The organism is Mesorhizobium sp. M0088 (assembly GCF_040322895.1).
GTDB lineage: Bacteria > Pseudomonadota > Alphaproteobacteria > Rhizobiales > Rhizobiaceae > Mesorhizobium.
Genome location: NZ_JAMYUI010000023.1, coordinates 1 through 18,713 on the forward strand (window position 1 = coordinate 1; position 18,713 = coordinate 18,713).

Genomic DNA, 18,713 nt, shown 5'->3' on the forward strand with positions numbered 1-18,713 from the left:
CGCCAAGCCTCGGGCCGGATGGCCATCCGGCCCGAGGCTCAATCGCTTCCATCGCACATAATCATCTCGTGCAGATACAAGGGGCGGCGCCGGCGTTGAGGAAGTTCACTCGGCCTAAGCGACCTTTTCAGTCCGCGTAAAGCTCGCACGATCAGCGACGCGCGCATACCAGTCCCGAATATCCGCGAACCGCGCCAACAGATCGCGCCCTTGCGTGACCTTGACGAAATAGGCGATGATCGGCGCGGCGTGCAGGTCCGCCAGCGTCAGCCGGTCGCCAAGCAGCCACGGACCTTGTGGCTTCAGCGATCTCAGCACCGTCTCAGCCTGAGCAAGGCCGCCGGCGATCAATTCCTCATCCGGCTCAGCCTCCTCCAGCCGCTCGACGGCAACATCCCAAACCATGGCGCGATAGCCATAGGCGTCGAGCATGCCGATGATCTGGCCCATCCTGGCGCGGCCGCGCGCGTCGGCAGGCTGCAGCGCCGGTCCTTCGAAGGCCTCGTCGATATAGCGGGCAATCGCATTGGTCTCGAAGAGGCGAAACCCGTCATAACAGAAGGCCGGGATGCGGCCGAACGGATGATGCTCGAAATACCAGGCGGGAATCCCCTCGGCGGCAAAGACATCGACCGGCACAAGCTCGTAGTCGATGCCTTTTTCCGCGAGCACGAGGCGGACGATGCGTACATAGACGCTGTAGTCCGCCCCGTAGACGATGGGCTTGCTCGACGATGTGGTGTTGAACCTATGACCGATGCGGATAACGATCTACTCTTTTATCTTTGCAACGGGCTTGCCATCTTCCCCAATCACGAGCGTGATCTTGCCTCCAAGGTCCGCTGGCGCGGGAGCGACATTGGCGGCTTGCCCCTCATACTTCGGCATGGAGTCCAAAAGCTCTTTGCCCTTGGCACTCTTTAGTCGTTCTTGCTGATCGAACCACATAGCCATTTACATCTACCTGTTTGGCTTAGATCTTGAAATGCAGCGCATCCATGGAAGACAGGTTTGCAATTCGACACGCCTCAAGTCGTTGTCGTTAGCTAATACTGTCGCACACTCAGATCAAGATCGAGGGTAGGCTTTTGGGCGACATGTTTTACGCCATCGCCTTCTGCAGGTTCTCGTCGATCTTGTCGAGGAAACCGGTGGTCGACAGCCAGGGCTGGTCGGGGCCGATCAAGAGCGACAGATCCTTGGTCATGAAGCCGGACTCGACCGTCTGGATGCAGACCTTTTCCAGCGTTTCGGAAAAACGCTTCAGGTCGGCATTGTCGTCGAGCTTGGCGCGGTGCGCGAGGCCACGCGTCCAGGCGAAGATCGAGGCGATCGAGTTGGTCGAGGTTTCCTCGCCTTTCTGGTGCTGGCGGTAGTGGCGGGTGACGGTGCCGTGCGCGGCTTCGGCTTCCACCGTCTTGCCGTCCGGTGTCATCAGCACCGAGGTCATCAGGCCGAGCGACCCAAAACCCTGCGCAACCGTGTCGGACTGCACGTCACCGTCATAGTTCTTGCAGGCCCAGACATAGCCGCCCGACCATTTCAGGGCAGAGGCCACCATGTCGTCGATCAGGCGGTGCTCGTACCACAGCTTCTTCGACTTGAACTCGGCCTCGAACTCGGCCTCGTAGACCTCCTGGAAGATGTCCTTGAAGCGACCGTCATAGGCCTTGAGGATGGTGTTCTTGGTCGACAGATAGACCGGATAGTTGCGCAGCAAGCCGTAGTTCAGCGAGGCGCGGGCGAACTCGCGGATCGAGTCGTCGAGATTGTACATGGCCATGGCGACACCGGCGCCGGGCGCGTCGTACACATCGTGCTCTATCACCTGGCCGCCCTCGCCGACGAATTTGATGGTCAGCTTGCCCTTGCCGGGGAAGCGGAAATCGGTGGCGCGGTACTGGTCGCCGAAGGCATGGCGGCCGACGATGATCGGCTTGGTCCAGCCGGGCACCAGGCGCGGCACGTTCTTCATGATGATCGGCTCGCGGAAGATGGTGCCGCCGAGGATGTTGCGGATGGTGCCGTTCGGCGACTTCCACATCTTCTTCAGCTTGAACTCCTCGACGCGCTGTTCGTCGGGGGTGATCGTCGCGCATTTCACGCCGACCCCGTGTTTTTTGATGGCGTTGGCCGAATCGATGGTCACCTGGTCGTTGGTGGCGTCGCGGTGCTCGATGCCGAGGTCGTAATATTCAAGCTTGAGGTCGAGATAAGGGTGGATCAGCTTGTCCTTGATGAACTGCCAGATGATGCGGGTCATCTCGTCGCCGTCGAGTTCGACGACCGGGTTCGCCACCTTGATCTTCGCCATGGAAAGAATGCCTCGTTGCTGGATATGGGACGGCCTTGCCCGCGCGGCGTTGGGCCGGGAGATGTCGCCCGTATATCAAAGCGCTTTTGGCCACGCAAACGGCGATCGGTCACGAATTGGAGGCCAGAGCCGTCGTCATTTGCGAATGCTTCATTTTCCCGGCCGAATGTGGCAGGGACGCTGAAATGCCGCAAACAGCAGTTCATTGACAATCATGCCCGTCATCAAAGATCCCGATAGCATTGCAGTCGCCGGCCCGGCGATCATCCTCGTCGAGCCTCAGCTTGGCGAGAACATTGGCATGGTCGCGCGCGCCATGGCCAATTTCGGCCTGTCGGAGCTGCGCCTGGTCAACCCGCGTGATGGTTGGCCGAGCGAGAAGGCGCGCGCTGCGGCCAGCCGCGCCGATCATGTCATCGACGCTGTCACCGTCTTCGACGATCTGGCCTCGGCGCTCGCCGACCTGAACTTTGTCTTCGCCACCACGGCCAGGCAGCGCGACGGCTTCAAATCCGTGCGCGGGCCGGTGGAGGCGGGCAGGCTGCTGCGGGCGCGCCACGTGATGGGCCAGCGCACCGGCATCCTGTTCGGACGCGAACGCTTCGGCCTCTACAATGACGAGGTCGGCCTTGCCGACGAGATCGTCACTTTCCCGGTCGATCCCGATTTCTCCTCGCTCAACATCGCCCAGGCAGCACTTCTGATGTCCTACGAATGGATGAAGTCCGGCCTGGAGGACGAGACCAAGACCAATTTTTCCGGCCCGGACATGAAACCGGCAAGCAAGGAAGAATTGCACGGCCTGTTCGCCTATCTCGAAGGCGCGCTGGAAGCGCGCGGCTATTTCCGGCCGGCACCGAAGAAGCCGAAAATGGTCGACAATCTGCGTGCGGTGCTGACACGCCCTGGCTTTGCCGAACCGGAGCTCAAGGTGCTGCGCGGCATCATCTCGTCGCTCGACAGGTTTTCGCCGGCGATGCCGCGCGGCGACGGGTCCCCTGGCGACGATCCGCGGCGCTTGCCCGCGGCCGCCGCGCGGGCCCGCAAGGCGGAAGCGGCGCGCCTTGCCGACACCGGCAAGGACGATGACATACCGCCGCTTGGCGGAAAAGGAACCGACAATGACTGAGCGGCCGATCCTGATGTTCGATTCGGGCATCGGCGGGCTTACCGTGCTGCGCGAGGCGCGCGTGCTGATGCCCGATCGCCGCTTCATCTATGTCGCCGACGACGCTGCGTTTCCCTACGGCGCTTGGGAAGAGCCGGCGCTGAGGGCGCATATACTCGAATTGTTCGGCAAATTGCTTGAGCGCTTTGCGCCGGCCATTTCCGTCATCGCCTGCAACACCGCCTCGACGTTGGTGATCGATGCGCTGCGCGATAGATTTCCCGCGCATCCTTTCGTCGGCATGGTGCCTGCGATCAAGCCAGCGGCGGAACGTACGCGCTCAGGGCTGGTTTCGGTGCTGGCGACGCCTGGCACCGTCAAGCGCCAATACACCCGCGACCTGATCAGCAAATGGGCGCAGAAATGCCATGTCCGCCTGGTCGGCAGCGACAGGCTGGCGGGACTGGCTGAGATCTACATGCGTGAGGGCTTCGTCGATGAGGAGGCCGTACGCACCGAGATCACGCCGTGCTTCGTCGAACATGATGCGCTGCGTACGGATATCGTCGTGCTCGCCTGCACACACTACCCCTTTCTGGCCAATCGCATGCGCAAGACGGCGCCCTGGCCGGTCGATTGGCTCGACCCCGCTGAAGCGATTGCGCGCCGGGCGCTGTCGCTTCTCGCCGACATCGATCCGAGCGGTCGTGGCGAGATGCTGCCTGAAGGCCCCGACCTTGCCGTCTTCACATCGAAAAGAGCCGATTTCCCGACCCGTCGCCTGATACAGGGCTTCGGGCTGGCAATGTCGTGATTGCGAAGCGGAACATCACGGTAGTCGTTGCGTTTTTCTCCGGATTCTAACGGGAGAAAGAACCATGCCAGCCACCTCGAAAGCCCAGCAGAAAGCCGCCGGCGCGGCTCTGTCGGCCAAGCGCGGCGAGACCAAGAAGAGCGAACTGCAGGGCGCTTCTAAGGGAATGTACGAATCGATGAGCGAAAAGCAGCTCGAGGAATTCGCCGAGACGAAGCGCAAGGGCCTGCCGGAGAAGAAGTCGAAAGACTAAGGATTAAGCATCCGGAATCAAAGAGCCCGCGGCCAAAACCGCGGGCTTTGAATCGATGTCGGCCGCCTGAGACCGGATAGGAGCCTACCAGCGCCCGCTGCAGCGCTTGATCTTGTAGCGTATGACCTTCTTGTGGCCGTGCCGCCAGATAACCTTCTTCTTGATCACGATGCGACAAGCCTGGTGATGTCGGTGTCCGTGCCAATGCCTGGCCTCCGCCGGCTCCGGTGTCAGGACCGCCATGGATCCCGCCAACACAGCGGCTCCTGTCAGGGTAAGGAAGAATTTCTTCATGCGATTGTAGCTCCTCTGCTCCGGTCCCTTCCTGATGCCGCTGGCGCAACCTCCCGCCACATCCGGCACTGTACTCAACCCAGAGACGCTATATCGTCGCCATGGCCTGCGCCAGCCACAAGCTTGACACCGGTTAAATCTCCGTTTAATCAGCGCACCAACACCGGGCCGCAATGCCCGGTGGTTTTCTTTATGTGCGCAAGATGCGTGGAAATCCAATTCTACTATCTTGTTTGAACTGACGTGTCCCGTGGGTTTTCCGCCGCGTTGCGTGGGAAAACCCTGTCAGGTCTCGAAAACGGAGGCCAGAGGAGGGCGCGTTTCCTTCACCCGGACCATGAGGTTCCGGGTGTATTGTTTTGAAAAGGGAATGCGATGAGCAAGCGCGAATCCGCGAAGTACAAGATCGACCGTCGTCTCGGCGAAAACATCTGGGGCCGCCCGAAGTCCCCGGTCAACAAGCGTGAATACGGTCCCGGCCAGCATGGCCAGCGCCGCAAGGGCAAGCTTTCCGATTTCGGCCTGCAGCTGCGCGCCAAGCAGAAGCTGAAGGGTCACTATGGCGACGTTTCGGAAAAGCAGTTCCGCAAGGTTTATGAAGAGGCTGACCGCCGCAAGGGCGACACCTCGGAGAACCTGATCGGCCTGCTCGAATCGCGTCTCGACGCGGTCGTCTACCGCGCCAAGTTCGTGCCGACCATTTTCGCCGCCCGTCAGTTCGTCAACCACGGCCACGTCAACGTCAACGGCAAGCGCGTCAACATCGGCTCGTATCGCTGCAAGCCGGGCGATGTCGTCGAAGTGCGCGAAAAGTCGAAGCAGCTGGTCATCGTTCTGGAAGCGGTCGGTCTCGCCGAGCGCGACGTGCCGGACTACATCGAAGCCGATCACAACAAGATGGTCGCGACCTTCTCGCGCATTCCCGGCCTGGCGGACGTTCCGTTCGCCGTGCAGATGGAACCGAACCTGGTCGTTGAATTCTATTCGCGCTAAAACGAGCGCGTTCTGCGATACCAAGCAAAGGCCGCCCGTCGAGGCGGCCTTTTCTTTGTCGGTCATGTCCGCTAATCCGGCGCTCTGGGCCACTGAAAGCGACATGCCATGAATATGCTTCCAGACATCGAACCGATCGCCGACAGCGAAGGCGGCTTCCACCCGTTGTTCGCCGACGTCCCGTCCTCGGTCGAATTCAACAAGTTGCGCAAGCGGCTGCTGCGGCTGACCCGGCAGGCGATCGACGATTTCACGATGTTGAAGCCCGGCCAGCGCTGGCTCGTTGCCTTGTCTGGCGGCAAGGATTCCTACGGACTGCTCGCGGTGCTGCTCGACCTCAAATGGCGCGGGCTCTTGCCGGTCGATCTTCTGGCCTGCAATCTCGACCAGGGCCAGCCGAATTTCCCCAAACATATCCTCCCGGACTATCTCGACAGCCACGGCATTGCGCACCGGATCGTGTATCAGGACACCTATTCCGTCGTCACCGACAAGCTGCCGGCGGGCAGCACCTATTGCTCGCTCTGCTCGCGCCTAAGGCGCGGTCATCTCTACCGCATTGCGCGCGAGGAGGGGTGCTCGGCGCTGGTGCTCGGCCACCATCGTGAGGATATTCTCGAAACCTTCTTCATGAACCTCTTCCATGGCGGCCGTCTCGCCGCCATGCCGCCAAAACTGCTCAACGACGACGGCGACGTCATGGTGCTGCGGCCATTGAGCTACTGCGCCGAGGCCGATCTGGAAAAATTCGCTGCCGCCATGCAATTCCCGATCATTCCCTGCGATCTCTGCGGCAGCCAGGAAGGTCTTCAGCGCAACGCCATGAAGGCGATGCTCGAGGATTTGGAAAAGCGTATGCCGGGCCGCAAGGATACGATGCTGCGCGCGCTGTCGAACAGCAGGCCATCGCACCTGCTCGACAGGAAACTGTTCGACTTCGCTGCCCTCAACGACACCCTCACCACAAGGCAAGACCTTTCCGATGACATTTGACGATACCGCGATCGATTGGCTGGCCGGCATTCTGTCCGAGGCGGCGCTGACCGAGATCATGCCGCGCTTTCGCCGGCTGGGCGATGGCGATGTCAGGCAGAAGACCTCGGCCGCCGACCTTGTGACCGAAGCCGACGTCAATGCCGAGCGGCTCATCACCGCGCGGCTGCGCGAGCGCTATCCCCAGGCGATGATCGTCGGCGAGGAGGCCTGTTCCGACAATCCGGCACTGCTCGATGGTCTGGGCGATGCCGATCTGGCCTTCGTCATCGATCCGGTCGACGGCACCTTCAACTTCGCCTCCGGCGTGCCGCTGTTCGGCGTCATGCTGGCGGTCGTGGTCCAGGGCGAGACGGTTGCCGGCATCATCCACGATCCCGTCGGCAAGGACTGGCTGATTGGTGCCAGGGGCGCCGGCAGCCATATCCGGCATGCGCATGGCAGCCTGGAGAAGGTGCATGTCGCGGCACCCGCGCCGATCTCGGAAATGACCGGCTCGGTCTCCTGGCAATATATGCCCGAACCGGAGCGGTCGCGGCTGGCGCGCAACCAGACGAAGATCCTGTCGCAATTCGCCTATCGCTGCGCCGCGCACGAATACCGCCTGCTGGCGAGCGGCCATGCCCACTTCGTGGTCTACAACAAGCTGATGCCGTGGGATCATCTGGCCGGCGTGCTGATCCATGCCGAGGCCGGCGGCCATGCCGCGCGCTTCGACGGCAGCACCTATCTGCCCTCGCATCTCGGCGGCGGCCTGCTTGTCGCGCCAGACCAGGAAAGCTGGCACGAATTGCGTCGCGAGCTTTGGGCGCAATAGGAACGATTCCTGCGTTAGCCGAAGGAGCGGTGCAATTTCACGCAAATCCGGAGGCTCTCGAATGAAACCCCGGTTCGCATTTGTCGCCGCGGCTCTTGCCGCCGCTCTGTCTACCAGTTCCCAGGAAGCAAGATCGCAGGAGCGCAGTTGTCGCAGTTCCGATCCTGTCGATACGATAAGGGAGATGTCGGACGCTATCTATGCCTGCTGGAAACCGCCACCCGGAACCGCGGGCATGTCCCTGACCCTGCGGTTCTCGCTTCGCCGCAACGGCACACTGATCGGCAAGCCTCGCGCCACATATGCCGATCTGGGAACCGATGCCCAGCGCAGCCGTGCCTTCGTGGCATCCATTCTCAGGGCACTCGATGATGCTCTGCCATTGCCCTTTTCGGACAGCATGGGTGAAGCAATCGCGGGGCGTATGCTCGCCCCTCGGTTCACGGCAGCCCTTGAGGGTGCATCCTAATGCAAGTCGGTGATGTGCCCTGAAACGGGCGCGTTCTGCGGCTGGAACATCTTGCCGCGCTCGGCGATGAAGATCATCAGCAGCGCCGCGATCGACACGCTGCAGAAGCCGGCGGCCAGCGGCGTCACCGTGCCATTGAAGGCCTGGCCGATCAGCGTGCCGAGAATGCCGCCGAGAAACGTCTGCATGAAACCGAGGATCGACGACGCCGTGCCGGCCAGTTGCCCGAGCGGCTCCATGGCCAGCGCGTTGAAGTTCGCGCCCAGCGCACCGAACGGAAGCATGGCGCAGGCAAAGAAGGTGATGAACAGCCAGAGCGGCATCTTCATTTCCAGCGAAACGATCAGCCAGGCAAGGCTGATGACCAGGAACAGCAGCAGCGCGCTCTGCGACAGGCGGCGCATGCCGATGCGGCCGACAAGGCGCGAATTCAGAAAGTTGGAGAAGGCGAGCACGCCCGCGACGCCTGCGAAGATGACCGGGAACATCTCGCCGACATGGAAGATGTCGACATAGATCTGCTGCGCCGAAGCGATGAAGCCGAACATGGCGCCGAAGATGAAGGTGCTGGCGAAGGCATAGCAGATCGCAATGCGGTTGGTGAGCACGATGCGAAACCCGCCGACAATGGAGTTGAGTGTCAACGGCCGGCGATGTTCGGGATGCAGCGTTTCAGGAAGGCGCAGCAGCGACCAGGCCGAGACGAGGAGCGCACCGACGGCCATGGTGACGAAGATCCAATGCCAGGTCGCAAACAGCATGATGAACTGGCCGATGCCGGGAGCAATGACCGGTATCGCCATGAACACCATGAAGATCAGCGACATCACCTCGGCCATGCGCCGGCCGTCGAACGTATCGCGCACGATCGATACGGCGATGACGCGGGTGGCGGCCGCACCAATGCCTTGCACGGCCCGGCACAGCAGAAGTGTCTCAAAGCTTGGCGCAATGGCGGCAGCCGCGGCCGCGGCGACATAGATCACCAGCCCGGCGACCAGTGGTGCGCGACGCCCGAAGCGATCCGAGATCGGCCCGAAGAACAACTGTCCGCCGCCGAAGCCCAGAATGTAGGCCGTTATGACGTACTGCCGGTGGTTTTCATTTTCGACGCCGAGCGTGGCGCCGATCTGCTGCAGCGCCGGCAGCATGATGTCGATGGCCAGCGAGTTCAGCGCCATCAGCGCCGCGCACAGGGCGATGAACTCCCAGCGCGGAATGGGCAGTTTGCTTGCCGATTGCGGCGCTGGTTTTGGCTGGTCCACGGCAAGTCCGATCTTTCAAACGAAAATGCGCCGGCGGGCCGGCGCATTGGCTCGTCCTGGTCCTGGGTTCAGGACATGAAAATTGCCGAGGTGGGGCTGCCCCGGGTGCCTGGTGCTCGATGCCCAAAATCAACGTCGATTTTCGGGCATGCACAAAACAGAAATCAGGCGGCGCCTTTGACGCTGACGCCCTTCTCGACGAGGAATGTCTGCAACTCACCGGCCTGGAACATCTCGCGGATGATATCGCAGCCACCGACGAATTCACCCTTGACGTAGAGCTGCGGGATCGTCGGCCAGTTGGAGTATTCCTTGATGCCCTGGCGCAGTTCGGCGGAGTCCAGAACGTTCACGCCTTTGTAGTCGGCGCCGATATAGTCGAGGATCTGGACGACCTGGCCGGAAAATCCGCATTGCGGGAAACCGGGCGTGCCCTTCATGAAAAGGACGACGTCGTTGCCCTTCACTTCATTGTCGATGTAGTCGTTGATACCGCTCATGGAATATCCTTTCCCGCCTGTGGGAGTCAGGCTCGAAACATACCCTTCAAATAAACCCAACGATTGCTCGAAACAAGACGTTAGCCGCGCCGCGGCTGAAATGGCGCAAAGGATGGGCCGTGTTGGGCCAAGCGCTAAGGGTCAGTCCGGAACGCTGGTCTGCAAGGCGAGTGCGTGCAGCACGCCGCCCATATTCCCTTTCAGCGCGTCATAGACCATCTGGTGCTGCTGGACGCGGCTTTTCCCTCGAAAGCTCTCGGCCACCACCTCGGCCGCATAGTGGTCGCCGTCGCCGGCGAGATCGCGGATCGTCACCTTGGCGTCCGGAATGCCGTCCTTGATCAGTTTTTCGATGTCGTGGGCATCCATTGCCATGGCAAAATCCTGTTTCGAGCGGCCGGTGTCAGGCCATAAGATGAGAGTCGGGCGAGCCTAAAGCCTTTCCGGTCCGGATTGAAGCCGTTCTGTCCAACCAACACCAAGAGGCCAGACGGCTTCAGAGAAAGACTAGGCCGGTGGGCTTGCTTCATCCTCGGCAACGTCGTCACGTGTCGAGAAAGCGCGGCCAAGGCTGAAGGCCAGTACATAGAGCGGCACGTTGAGCACGAGGCTGACAATGGGAAGATAGCTCGTCATTTGCCAAGCTGGCGAGAAGAACCCCTGGCCATAGCCGTCGCAGATGAGCGACGAGCCGTACTCCCATAACGCGCCGACGACCACCGCGCCGGCGAAAAGCTTGACGCAGGTGACGATATGCCTTGCCCGTGCCGGATCCGGCGCAAGGCGGCCCCAAAGCACCAGGCAGATGATCGGAATTGCATAGAGGAGGTTCTGCAGCGCCAGCATCGGGATGGCGCCGTTGGCCGCGGCAAGGAACTCCGCACGTGTTTCCAGCCGCATACAAACCTCGCTCGAGGTCGTCGACAGCAGGAAAAAGAAGAACGGTCCCAGGAACCAGAAGAAGAACAGCGACGGCCAGAAAACGACTGCAAGCAGCGCCCGGGCAGCCAGTTTCCTGTGATTGATCATGAGTTTCCCGAAAAACCGTTCCCACTTTTCGGGATCATGCTCTCGTCAACTGGCCTGGTCCATAAAGCGGGGGAACCAGCCTTCGTGCGCCGCGGAGAGTTCGCTGACCGGGATTGCCCTGGTGTCGCCAAGCTTCAGCGCGCTGCCACCCGTGGAGCCGATCCACGGCGCGAAGATGCCAAGCTCGCTCTGCTGCTTGCGAATGGCGTCCCATTCGTCACTATCCGGATCGATCGACAACGTCAGGAGATAACGGCCCTGATCCTCGCCGAACCAGACCGGGATCGGGTCGGTGCCGACAAGACCGGGAACGGCGGCGCCGATTCCGGACGCCATCGCCATCTCGGCAAGTGCAACGGCGACACCGCCATCGGAAACGTCGTGCGCCGCCGTGACGATGCCGGATGCGATGAGCGCGCGCACATGGTCACCGACGCGCTTCTCATGCTCGAGGTCGACCGGCGGCGGCGGGCCATCCGTGCGGCCGTGTACGTCACGCATATAGACCGATTGCCCGAGATGCGTTCCCCAGGACGCGGGTGCGCCGACCAGCAGGATCATCTGGCCCTCGGCCGCAAAGCCGGTCCGCACCATCTTCGACCAGTCGGCGATCAGCCCGACGCCGCCGATGGTCGGGGTTGGCAGGATGCCCTGGCCGTTGGTCTCGTTGTAGAGCGAGACATTGCCGGAGACGATCGGGAAGCCAAGCGCGCGGCAGGCGTCGCCGATGCCCTTCACCGCGCCGACCAGCTGGCCCATGATCTCGGGCCGTTCCGGGTTGCCGAAATTGAGGTTGTCGGTGGCGGCCAGCGGCAGAGCGCCGGTGGCGGTCAAGTTGCGCCAGCATTCGGCCACCGCCTGCTTGCCGCCCTCATAAGGGTCGGCCTCGCAATAGCGCGGCGTCACGTCGGAGGAGAAGGCGAGCGCCTTGGTCGCATGGCCTTCGACCCGCACCACGCCGGCATCGCCGCCTGGAAGCTGCAGCGAATTGCCCTGGATCAACGTGTCATACTGCTCCCAGACCCAGCGGCGCGAAGACAGGTCGGGCCCGCCGAGCAGCTTCAGCAGCGCGTCGGCAACGTCGGCTTGCGGAATGTCATTGGTGGCCAGCGGCGCCGGCTTTTTCGGCTCGACCCACGGCCGGTCATATTCCGGAGCCTTGTCGCCGAGATCCTTGATCGGCAGATCGGCGACCTGATCCCCCTGGTGCAGCACGCGGAAGCGCAGATCGTCGGTGGTCTTGCCGACGATGGCGAAGTCGAGCCCCCATTTGTGGAAGATCGCCTCGGCTTCCTTTTCCTTTTCCGGGCGCAGCACCATCAGCATGCGCTCTTGGCTTTCCGACAGCATCATCTCGTAGGCGCTCAAGCGCTCTTCGCGCACCGGCACCTTGTCGAGATCGAGCTCGATGCCGAGGTCGCCCTTGGCGCCCATTTCCACCGCCGAGCAGGTGAGGCCGGCGGCACCCATGTCCTGGATGGCGATGACGGCGCCCGAGGCCATCAGCTCGAGGCTGGCTTCCAGCAGGCACTTTTCGGTGAAGGGATCGCCGACCTGCACTGTCGGGCGCTTCTCATCGATCTTGTCGTCGAATTCGGCCGAGGCCATGGTGGCGCCGCCGACACCGTCGCGGCCAGTCTTGGCGCCGAGATAGACGACCGGCAGGCCGACACCCTTGGCTTCCGACAGGAAGATCGCATCGGTCTTGGCAAGGCCCGCCGCAAAGGCGTTGACCAGGATGTTGCCATTGTAGCGGGCGTCGAAATTGACCTCGCCGCCGACCGTCGGCACGCCGAAGGCGTTGCCATAGCCGCCGACGCCGGAAACCACGCCTGAAACGAGGTGCCGGGTCTTGGGATGGTCAGGCGCGCCGAAGCGCAGCGCATTCATCGCCGCGATCGGCCGCGCGCCCATGGTGAAGACGTCGCGCAATATGCCGCCGACGCCGGTCGCCGCGCCCTGGTAGGGCTCGATATAGGACGGGTGGTTGTGGCTCTCCATCTTGAAGACGACGCAGTCGCCATCGCCGATGTCGACCACGCCGGCATTCTCGCCCGGCCCCTGGATGACCTGCGGACCAGTGGTAGGCAGCGTGCGCAGCCACTTCTTCGAGGATTTGTAGGAGCAGTGCTCATTCCACATCGCCGAGAAGATGCCGAGTTCGGTGAAGCTCGGCTCGCGCCCGACAAGATCGAGGATGCGCTGATACTCGTCGGGCTTGAGCCCGTGTGAGGCAATGAGCTCGGGGGTGATCGGCACGGAATTGGAAATGGTCATGGGCGGCGATTTATATCCGGGACATTGGGATTTTGAGTCCCGTCTTATCGCAAGCCTTGCGGCCGATACACCCATGGATTGACGAAAAACGACGCAAAACCGGACAAAGCCACGCAGTGTCAGGAAAAGCTGTCGTAGCCGGCGCGGCCTTCATCGAGAAGTCGCCGGATCGCCGCGACGCCTTCAGCGATATCCCCGCGCTGTCTCGGCTGCGAAACGCCAAAGCGGACACCATGGAAAACCTGCTCGGAACGGCCGGCCTTGAATTCGTCCTCGTCGTCGATCAGCACGCCGTGCTCCAGGCAGGCGTTCTTGAAGGTGCCGGAAAGCCAGGGGTCGGGCAGGGTCAGCCAGACAAAGGGCACCCTGTCATGCGACTTGAACGCGAAGCCGGCCAAAGTCTCGCGCACGATGGCGATGCGGGCGCCGATTTCGGCGATGCTGCGCTTGCGTATCTCATCCGCCTGACCTGACAGCACCAGCCTTGTATTCACCTCCGCCAGCAGGAAGGGCATGCCGCCGGTCATCATCTTGTGGGCGACACGGATGCGGTGGCGGTAGGCGGGCGGGCAGGAAAGCCAGCCGCCGCGCACACCGGCTGCGACCGACTTCGACAGGCCGCCGGCGACAATGGTGCGTTCAGGCGCATACTCGGCCAGCAATGGTGTCGGATCATCGGTCAGATTGCCATAGAGATCGTCCTCGATGAGGACGACGTTGTATTCGCGTGCGACATGGGCGATCGCCTCGCGGCGCGCCGCCGACAAGGTGGCCAGCGTCGGATTCTGCGCCGTCGGCATCAGGAAGATCATCTTGGGATGCTTTTGCGCGCAGACGCGCTCGAAATCCTGCGGATCGATGCCTTCCTCGTCCGATGCCACCAGCGCGGTGCGCCTGCCGATCAGGCCGGCGCTGCGGGAAATCTGCGAGTAGGTGAGGTGCTCGAAGGCAATATAGTCGCCAGGCATGGTGAGCGCCGCGATCGCCGCCATCACCGCCGCATGGGTGCCGAGCGTGGGAACGATGGTGTCGGCACTCGGACGAAACGAATTGCGCGCCAACCAGCGGGCGCCGGCTTCGTACCATCGGTCGGGGAAGTCCCGCGTGTAGCTCGAAATCTCATGCGGATGGTCCTGCGCCGTGCGCGACAGGACACCGGCGACAATGTCGCCCTGGCCGATATCAGGTGCTGCGGTGCTGTCGAAACGCAGCTTGCCCTTAGGCGCATCGATATAGCGCGTGCCTTCGCCGCCGACGTCCGGAGCCGGAAAATCCGGCTTCGCGCGCTGGCCGAGCACATAGGTTCCACGCCCGACTTCGCCGCTCACCAGCCCACGCTCGCGCAGCAATTGATAGGCCCGGCCGACCGTGCCGACGGTGGTGCCGATGTCGTAGGCGAGGTCGCGTTGCGGCGGCAGCTTTGCGCCGGCATCGATCACGCCCCGATCGATGTCCGTCTCGATGGAATCCGCCAGGCGCTGATACAGCGGCCCGGAGCCGGTGGTGAGATCGGGAAGCCAAGTTGTCATGGTGACAATTTTCTATATTGCACCGAGGGATGAGTCAATACATATCAATCGCGTGCAAAAAAGGGTACAATCTAGAACGTTGGCAGAAAGAAAATGAATACAATCGCGACAATACGTCATTCGAGCGCTGCATTATCAGGCCAATCCACACGCCCATCGTCTCAGCGCGGTTTTGTCAGCCGTCTTGTGCGCGTGCTGAGGTCGATGGCAAGATGGATCGACAACCTGCTGGATCGCCGCCGCAGCCGGTTTGCGCTGCTGGAGATGACCGACGACCAGCTCAAGGATATCGGCGTCACGCGCTGCGACGCCCACCGCGAGGGCATCAGGCCGTTCTGGGACTGACCCTGATCCCAAAAGTGGGAACCGGTTTGGGAAAGATGATGGTCCCGGGAAATGCGGACAGGACGTCCGCACAGTTCTAACGGACGCTCGATGCCCTGGTGCGTGCAACGGCATGGTCCGCAAGGACGGCGACCACGCACAGCACGAGGAAAAGTCCGGTGATGGCTGCGGCCGAGATGGCGACGCCGGTCGCGCCGTTCTTGGCGATGTCCAGGAAAGGGTAGGGCACCTCGCCGGCAAACGGCGCCCGCACCAGCGCATAGACCAGATAAGCGATGGGATAGATCACCCACCAGGAAATGTCGCTCCAGCGCGTCCTGCCGTCAGCGCCCGATATCAACCACCACAGCACGAAGAGCACCGGCGTCACATAATGCAGCAGGACGTCGCAGAGCAGGAACAGCCCCTGCGGCTGCCAGAGTTGTGCCAGGACCGTTGCGTAGATGATGAAGACCAGCGCGATCGAAACCGCAACGCCGGCCCGCATCCGCGCGCCTGCAAAGGCCGGCAGCCAGGCATAGAAGGTGGGTGACAGCAGCGACGTGTACACCAGCACCGCGCCGATGTTGGTCAGGATGGTGAAGAAGCTGGAGACGAAAATGATTGAGCCAAGCAGGCTGCGGCCGGCTTCCATCGATGCCGGAATGCTGATGCAGAACTGCAGGATGAGCCCGGCCAGACCGATGACCAGACCCGCGATCTGCAGGAACCGGCCCATGGGCTAGGCCGTCGCGGCGCAGGCCGGATTGCCGGCCTGCCAACGGGCGATGTCCGAGCCGATGCGGGCGCCGAGCGGATCGTTCATCAGCGGTCCGAAGACGTCGACGCGGCTAGAATTGCCTTGCGCTTGCACGACCAGCAAAGGTTTGCCGCCATAGTGCTTGGCCGGCACCAGCAGGAAACGCGGCGTGCCGCTGAACGAATTCAGCTCATTGGCCATCTGGTACGGTTTGAAGGCTGGGTCCTTGCTGGCGATCCAGCATTTGTGGGCAGCGATCGCCACTTGTTCCATGGCCAGCAGCGCAGCACTTTTGCCTGAGGGAACAGGCGTGCTCTTTGGCGTCGACTGGCAGGATGCCAGCACAAAGCCCGCCGCGGCGACCAGCGCGATCGTCTTCGACTTGATCAAGCGGCACCCATCTCAAGCTCGGACAGAAAAATCTTCAAACCATCGGTCATCTCGCCCCACACCCGCGACAATGCCGGGTGTTGCGAGGCGATCTGCTGGTAGGCGTCGAATTTCGGATAGGCGTCGAGCAGGTCGTGGCGTCCCGTCATGGCGCGGAAATTGTTGAAGATGAACCGTGTCGGCGTCAGCCAGGCATCGGCGAAGCTGATGTCGTCGCCGAGTGCGAAGGGCCCTTGCGCCATGCGCGCCTCGATCGCCGCCAGTCCATGATGCAGGCGGGCAAATTGGGCGTCGATCTCGACATTGTTGCGCTTCGGCACGAAATGGAGCTCGAAAAGCTTCATCGTTGGGGTCAGCACGTCGAGATCGGTGATGCGGGCGAACATGCGCACCAGTGCCCGGTCCTTGGAATCGGGCGGCAGCAGCGCCGGCTCCGGAAACCGTTCCTCGAGATATTCGGCGATGACCACCGATTCGACGATCGTCTCGCCCGAGCCGGTGATCAGCACCGGAACCCGGTTCATCGGCGAGATGGCGCGAAACTCTTCCGGGATGGGAAAACCGGGCGGCGGCGCGATGATCTTGAGCGGTACGTCCTTGATGTAGGCCAATGCCCGCACGATCGACGAGTAGGGCGACAACGGCCGCGAATAGAGTTTCATGACCGTCTCTCTCCCCAATGAACCAGACTTGCTCCAAAGAGACAGGAATGTCCGGCTGTTTTCAAGCTGTTCGCTTCGATATCGTCAGGCGGCGATGCCGAGGGCGCTCTCGAACAGTCCGCGGCCGTCGGTGCCGCCATGGGCTGCTTCGATCAGGTTTTCCGGGTGCGGCATCAGCCCGAGCACATTGCCTTGGCTGTTGACGATGCCGGCAATGTCGTTGATCGAGCCGTTGGGGTTGGTGCCCTCGGCATAGCGGAACACCACCTGGCCTTCGCCTTCGATACGGGCAAGCGTGTCGGCGTCGGCGAAATAATTGCCGTCATGATGCGCGACCGGCGAGCGGATGATCTGGCCCGGCTGATAGCGGCGCGTGAACATGGTGTTGGCATTGCTGATCTCGAGCTTCACCTGCCGGCAGACGAATTTCAGCGAGGTGTTGCGCATCAAGGCGCCCGGCAACAGGCCGGCCTCGACTAGGATCTGGAAACCGTTGCAGACGCCGATGACCGTAACGCCGGCGGCCGCTTTTTCGGCCACCGCCCGCATGACCGGCATGCGCGCCGCGATCGCGCCGCAGCGCAGGTAGTCGCCGAAGGAAAAGCCGCCCGGAATGGCGATCAGGTCGACATCGGGGATTTCGGTGTCGGTTTGCCAGACGGTGACCGGCGGTGTTCCCGAAATCTTGGTCAACGCCGCGATCATGTCGCGGTCGCGGTTGAGGCCAGGCAGAAGGACGACGGCTGATTTCAATTTAGGCAATCTCCACCGCGTAATTCTCAATCACCGTATTCGCCAGCAGCTTGTCGCACATGGCCTTGAGGTCCGCTTCGGCCTTGGCCTTGTCACTTTCGGCCAACTCGACGTCGAAAACCTTGCCCTGCCGCACCGCGCCGACGCCGCCGAAGCCAAGGCCCGACAATGCGTGTTCTATCGCTTTGCCCTGCGGGTCGAGCACGCCGTTCTTGAGGGTGACGGTAATGCGGGCCTTGATCACGCTGGACATGCTCCTGTTCGAATCCGGGTTAGTGCGGCTTGCCTTTGAGGCCGTCGGTCGAGGCGACAAGCACCGGGCCGGTCGGGCGCGGCGGCTCGTTCTCGTTCATGATGCCGAGGCGGCGGGCAACTTCCTGGTAGGCCTCGACAAGGCCGCCCATGTCGCGGCGGAAACGATCCTTGTCGAGCTTGTCCTGCGTCGCCACGTCCCACAGGCGGCAGGAATCCGGCGAGATCTCGTCGGCGACGACAATGCGCATCATGTCGCCCTCGAACAGCCGGCCGCATTCGATCTTGAAGTCGACGAGCTGGATGCCGACGCCCATGAACAGGCCGGAGAGAAAGTCGTTGACGCGGATGGCCAGCGCCATGACGTCGTCGATCTCCTGCGGGCTCGCCCAGCCGAACGCCGTGATGTGCTCTTCCGACACCATCGGATCGTCGAGCGCGTCGGCCTTGTAATAGAATTCGATGATCGAGCGCGGCAGAACGGTGCCTTCCTCGATGCCGAGCCGCTTGGACAGCGAACCGGCGGCGACATTGCGCACCACCACTTCGAGCGGAATAATCTCGACTTCCTTGATCAGCTGCTCGCGCATGTTCAGCCGGCGGATGAAATGGGTCGGAATGCCCATGCGGTTCAAATGGTTGAAAATGTACTCGGAAATGCGGTTGTTGAGGACGCCCTTGCCGTCGATGACCTCGTGCTTCTTCTTGTTGAACGCGGTGGCGTCATCCTTGAAGAACTGGATAAGCGTGCCCGGTTCGGGTCCCTCATAGAGTATCTTGGCCTTGCCTTCATAAATGCGGCGGCGATTTTTCATCTGGATTTTTCTCTGGGGTTCCGGACAGGGCGGTATCAGACCATTTCCTGTCCGTCTGCCTGAAATAGTGCGGCTACGGTAGGGTTCAATGCCGGGTCTATC

The 18,713-nt window shown here is 62.0% G+C and carries 24 protein-coding genes; 8 read left to right on the forward strand and 16 right to left on the reverse strand.

What is annotated here, in order from left to right:
• Positions 1 to 114: 114 nt before the first annotated feature.
• The 3 genes from NKJ67_RS24975 to NKJ67_RS24985 form a co-directional block, all read right to left on the reverse strand.
• Positions 115 to 759, reverse strand: coding sequence for a glutathione S-transferase family protein (locus tag NKJ67_RS24975; protein ID WP_292659824.1), 645 nt, complete (start codon positions 757 to 759; stop codon positions 115 to 117).
• Between the two features lie 12 nt (positions 760 to 771).
• Positions 772 to 954: a hypothetical protein gene (locus NKJ67_RS24980; RefSeq protein WP_128308299.1), complete on the reverse strand. Its 183-nt coding sequence runs from the start codon at positions 952 to 954 to the stop codon at positions 772 to 774.
• Positions 955 to 1,102: 148 nt separating this feature from the next.
• Entirely contained in the window at positions 1,103 to 2,314 is a 1,212-nt protein-coding gene (locus tag NKJ67_RS24985) for an NADP-dependent isocitrate dehydrogenase (RefSeq protein WP_352583733.1), read from the reverse strand.
• A 214-nt stretch (positions 2,315 to 2,528) separates the two neighbouring features.
• On the opposite strand from NKJ67_RS24985, the gene NKJ67_RS24990 reads away from it, so the two are divergent.
• The 3 genes from NKJ67_RS24990 to NKJ67_RS25000 all read left to right on the forward strand — a co-directional run bounded on the left by NKJ67_RS24990 (position 2,529) and on the right by NKJ67_RS25000 (position 4,489).
• Positions 2,529 to 3,443: an RNA methyltransferase gene (locus NKJ67_RS24990; protein WP_352583735.1), complete on the forward strand. Its 915-nt coding sequence runs from the start codon at positions 2,529 to 2,531 to the stop codon at positions 3,441 to 3,443.
• Positions 3,436 to 4,236 carry a glutamate racemase gene (murI, locus tag NKJ67_RS24995; protein WP_127810652.1) on the forward strand — a complete coding sequence of 267 codons (801 nt, stop codon included), beginning with the start codon at positions 3,436 to 3,438 and terminating at the stop codon, positions 4,234 to 4,236. The genes NKJ67_RS24990 and murI overlap by 8 nt, the downstream gene beginning before the upstream one ends.
• 64 nt (positions 4,237 to 4,300) lie before the next feature.
• Complete coding sequence (locus tag NKJ67_RS25000; protein WP_023810328.1) at positions 4,301 to 4,489, forward strand: DUF3008 family protein; 189 nt, start codon at positions 4,301 to 4,303, stop codon at positions 4,487 to 4,489.
• An 84-nt stretch (positions 4,490 to 4,573) separates the two neighbouring features.
• Here the strand turns inward: NKJ67_RS25000 and NKJ67_RS25005 are convergent, their stop codons facing one another.
• Positions 4,574 to 4,783 (reverse strand): hypothetical protein, encoded by a 210-nt coding sequence (locus NKJ67_RS25005; RefSeq protein WP_127271832.1) that lies wholly within the window; start codon positions 4,781 to 4,783, stop codon positions 4,574 to 4,576.
• 375 nt (positions 4,784 to 5,158) lie between these two features.
• Here NKJ67_RS25005 and rpsD point away from each other — a divergent pair, with 375 nt between their 5' ends.
• The 4 genes from rpsD (at position 5,159) to NKJ67_RS35185 (ending at position 8,055) form a co-directional block, all read left to right on the forward strand.
• On the forward strand, positions 5,159 to 5,776 hold the full coding sequence (rpsD, locus tag NKJ67_RS25010) for a 30S ribosomal protein S4 (protein ID WP_023759539.1): 618 nt from the start codon (positions 5,159 to 5,161) through the stop codon (positions 5,774 to 5,776).
• A gap of 108 nt (positions 5,777 to 5,884) precedes the next feature.
• Positions 5,885 to 6,769 (forward strand): tRNA 2-thiocytidine(32) synthetase TtcA, encoded by an 885-nt coding sequence (gene ttcA, locus NKJ67_RS25015; RefSeq protein WP_292700039.1) that lies wholly within the window; start codon positions 5,885 to 5,887, stop codon positions 6,767 to 6,769.
• The gene (locus NKJ67_RS25020) at positions 6,759 to 7,586 is read left to right on the forward strand and encodes an inositol monophosphatase family protein (RefSeq protein WP_352583738.1); all 828 of its coding nucleotides are present in this window, start codon (positions 6,759 to 6,761) and stop codon (positions 7,584 to 7,586) included. Before ttcA ends, NKJ67_RS25020 begins: the two co-directional genes overlap by 11 nt.
• A gap of 61 nt (positions 7,587 to 7,647) precedes the next feature.
• On the forward strand, positions 7,648 to 8,055 hold the full coding sequence (locus NKJ67_RS35185; protein ID WP_127269496.1) for a UCP034077 family protein: 408 nt from the start codon (positions 7,648 to 7,650) through the stop codon (positions 8,053 to 8,055).
• Here NKJ67_RS35185 and NKJ67_RS25030 read toward each other — a convergent pair.
• The 6 genes from NKJ67_RS25030 to NKJ67_RS25055 all read right to left on the reverse strand — a co-directional run bounded on the left by NKJ67_RS25030 (position 8,052) and on the right by NKJ67_RS25055 (position 14,655).
• A complete protein-coding gene (locus tag NKJ67_RS25030) occupies positions 8,052 to 9,320 on the reverse strand; it encodes a multidrug effflux MFS transporter (protein WP_127269497.1) in 1,269 nt (422 codons plus the stop codon). The genes NKJ67_RS35185 and NKJ67_RS25030 overlap by 4 nt on opposite strands.
• 164 nt (positions 9,321 to 9,484) lie before the next feature.
• Positions 9,485 to 9,820: a Grx4 family monothiol glutaredoxin gene (gene grxD / locus NKJ67_RS25035; protein ID WP_006332883.1), complete on the reverse strand. Its 336-nt coding sequence runs from the start codon at positions 9,818 to 9,820 to the stop codon at positions 9,485 to 9,487.
• 141 nt (positions 9,821 to 9,961) lie between these two features.
• Positions 9,962 to 10,195, reverse strand: coding sequence for a BolA/IbaG family iron-sulfur metabolism protein (locus NKJ67_RS25040; protein ID WP_010909092.1), 234 nt, complete (start codon positions 10,193 to 10,195; stop codon positions 9,962 to 9,964).
• Between the two features lie 132 nt (positions 10,196 to 10,327).
• Positions 10,328 to 10,849: a hypothetical protein gene (locus NKJ67_RS25045; protein ID WP_352583740.1), complete on the reverse strand. Its 522-nt coding sequence runs from the start codon at positions 10,847 to 10,849 to the stop codon at positions 10,328 to 10,330.
• A gap of 45 nt (positions 10,850 to 10,894) precedes the next feature.
• Positions 10,895 to 13,126: a phosphoribosylformylglycinamidine synthase subunit PurL gene (gene purL / locus NKJ67_RS25050; RefSeq protein WP_352583742.1), complete on the reverse strand. Its 2,232-nt coding sequence runs from the start codon at positions 13,124 to 13,126 to the stop codon at positions 10,895 to 10,897.
• A 119-nt stretch (positions 13,127 to 13,245) separates the two neighbouring features.
• The gene (locus NKJ67_RS25055; protein ID WP_352583744.1) at positions 13,246 to 14,655 is read right to left on the reverse strand and encodes an aminotransferase-like domain-containing protein; all 1,410 of its coding nucleotides are present in this window, start codon (positions 14,653 to 14,655) and stop codon (positions 13,246 to 13,248) included.
• Positions 14,656 to 14,748: 93 nt separating this feature from the next.
• Between NKJ67_RS25055 and NKJ67_RS35190 the strand changes: the two genes are divergently transcribed.
• Positions 14,749 to 15,000: a DUF1127 domain-containing protein gene (locus tag NKJ67_RS35190; protein WP_502905239.1), complete on the forward strand. Its 252-nt coding sequence runs from the start codon at positions 14,749 to 14,751 to the stop codon at positions 14,998 to 15,000.
• A 76-nt stretch (positions 15,001 to 15,076) separates the two neighbouring features.
• Here the strand turns inward: NKJ67_RS35190 and NKJ67_RS25065 are convergent, their stop codons facing one another.
• The 6 genes from NKJ67_RS25065 to purC all read right to left on the reverse strand — a co-directional run bounded on the left by NKJ67_RS25065 (position 15,077) and on the right by purC (position 18,611).
• On the reverse strand, positions 15,077 to 15,718 hold the full coding sequence (locus NKJ67_RS25065) for a Pr6Pr family membrane protein (protein ID WP_352583746.1): 642 nt from the start codon (positions 15,716 to 15,718) through the stop codon (positions 15,077 to 15,079).
• Positions 15,719 to 15,721: 3 nt separating this feature from the next.
• Positions 15,722 to 16,129 (reverse strand): hypothetical protein, encoded by a 408-nt coding sequence (locus tag NKJ67_RS25070; protein WP_023810339.1) that lies wholly within the window; start codon positions 16,127 to 16,129, stop codon positions 15,722 to 15,724.
• Entirely contained in the window at positions 16,126 to 16,791 is a 666-nt protein-coding gene (locus NKJ67_RS25075) for a glutathione S-transferase family protein (protein ID WP_352583748.1), read from the reverse strand. The genes NKJ67_RS25070 and NKJ67_RS25075 overlap by 4 nt, the downstream gene beginning before the upstream one ends.
• Positions 16,792 to 16,875: 84 nt before the next feature.
• Positions 16,876 to 17,544, reverse strand: a complete 669-nt coding sequence (gene purQ / locus NKJ67_RS25080; RefSeq protein ID WP_352583750.1) for a phosphoribosylformylglycinamidine synthase subunit PurQ — start codon at positions 17,542 to 17,544, stop codon at positions 16,876 to 16,878.
• A 1-nt stretch (position 17,545) separates the two neighbouring features.
• Positions 17,546 to 17,788 (reverse strand): phosphoribosylformylglycinamidine synthase subunit PurS, encoded by a 243-nt coding sequence (gene purS, locus NKJ67_RS25085; RefSeq protein ID WP_023810342.1) that lies wholly within the window; start codon positions 17,786 to 17,788, stop codon positions 17,546 to 17,548.
• 28 nt (positions 17,789 to 17,816) lie between these two features.
• Entirely contained in the window at positions 17,817 to 18,611 is a 795-nt protein-coding gene (gene purC, locus NKJ67_RS25090) for a phosphoribosylaminoimidazolesuccinocarboxamide synthase (RefSeq protein ID WP_013532127.1), read from the reverse strand.
• Positions 18,612 to 18,713: the final 102 nt, after the last annotated feature.

Bases quoted from the DNA above. Each gene is read 5' to 3' on its own strand.
- NKJ67_RS24980 (WP_128308299.1), bottom strand. From the start codon at position 954: ATGGCTATGTGGTTCGATCAGCAAGAACGACTAAAGAGTGCCAAGGGC.
- NKJ67_RS24985 (WP_352583733.1), bottom strand. From the start codon at position 2,314: ATGGCGAAGATCAAGGTGGCGAACCCGGTCGTCGAACTCGACGGCGAC.
- NKJ67_RS24990 (WP_352583735.1), top strand. From the start codon at position 2,529: ATGCCCGTCATCAAAGATCCCGATAGCATTGCAGTCGCCGGCCCGGCG.
- murI (WP_127810652.1), top strand. From the start codon at position 3,436: ATGACTGAGCGGCCGATCCTGATGTTCGATTCGGGCATCGGCGGGCTT.
- NKJ67_RS25000 (WP_023810328.1), top strand. From the start codon at position 4,301: ATGCCAGCCACCTCGAAAGCCCAGCAGAAAGCCGCCGGCGCGGCTCTG.
- NKJ67_RS25005 (WP_127271832.1), bottom strand. From the start codon at position 4,783: ATGAAGAAATTCTTCCTTACCCTGACAGGAGCCGCTGTGTTGGCGGGA.
- rpsD (WP_023759539.1), top strand. From the start codon at position 5,159: ATGAGCAAGCGCGAATCCGCGAAGTACAAGATCGACCGTCGTCTCGGC.
- ttcA (WP_292700039.1), top strand. From the start codon at position 5,885: ATGAATATGCTTCCAGACATCGAACCGATCGCCGACAGCGAAGGCGGC.
- NKJ67_RS25020 (WP_352583738.1), top strand. From the start codon at position 6,759: ATGACATTTGACGATACCGCGATCGATTGGCTGGCCGGCATTCTGTCC.
- NKJ67_RS35185 (WP_127269496.1), top strand. From the start codon at position 7,648: ATGAAACCCCGGTTCGCATTTGTCGCCGCGGCTCTTGCCGCCGCTCTG.
- grxD (WP_006332883.1), bottom strand. From the start codon at position 9,820: ATGAGCGGTATCAACGACTACATCGACAATGAAGTGAAGGGCAACGAC.
- NKJ67_RS25040 (WP_010909092.1), bottom strand. From the start codon at position 10,195: ATGGCAATGGATGCCCACGACATCGAAAAACTGATCAAGGACGGCATT.
- NKJ67_RS25045 (WP_352583740.1), bottom strand. From the start codon at position 10,849: ATGATCAATCACAGGAAACTGGCTGCCCGGGCGCTGCTTGCAGTCGTT.
- purL (WP_352583742.1), bottom strand. From the start codon at position 13,126: ATGACCATTTCCAATTCCGTGCCGATCACCCCCGAGCTCATTGCCTCA.
- NKJ67_RS25055 (WP_352583744.1), bottom strand. From the start codon at position 14,655: ATGACAACTTGGCTTCCCGATCTCACCACCGGCTCCGGGCCGCTGTAT.
- NKJ67_RS35190 (WP_502905239.1), top strand. From the start codon at position 14,749: ATGAATACAATCGCGACAATACGTCATTCGAGCGCTGCATTATCAGGC.
- NKJ67_RS25065 (WP_352583746.1), bottom strand. From the start codon at position 15,718: ATGGGCCGGTTCCTGCAGATCGCGGGTCTGGTCATCGGTCTGGCCGGG.
- NKJ67_RS25075 (WP_352583748.1), bottom strand. From the start codon at position 16,791: ATGAAACTCTATTCGCGGCCGTTGTCGCCCTACTCGTCGATCGTGCGG.
- purC (WP_013532127.1), bottom strand. From the start codon at position 18,611: ATGAAAAATCGCCGCCGCATTTATGAAGGCAAGGCCAAGATACTCTAT.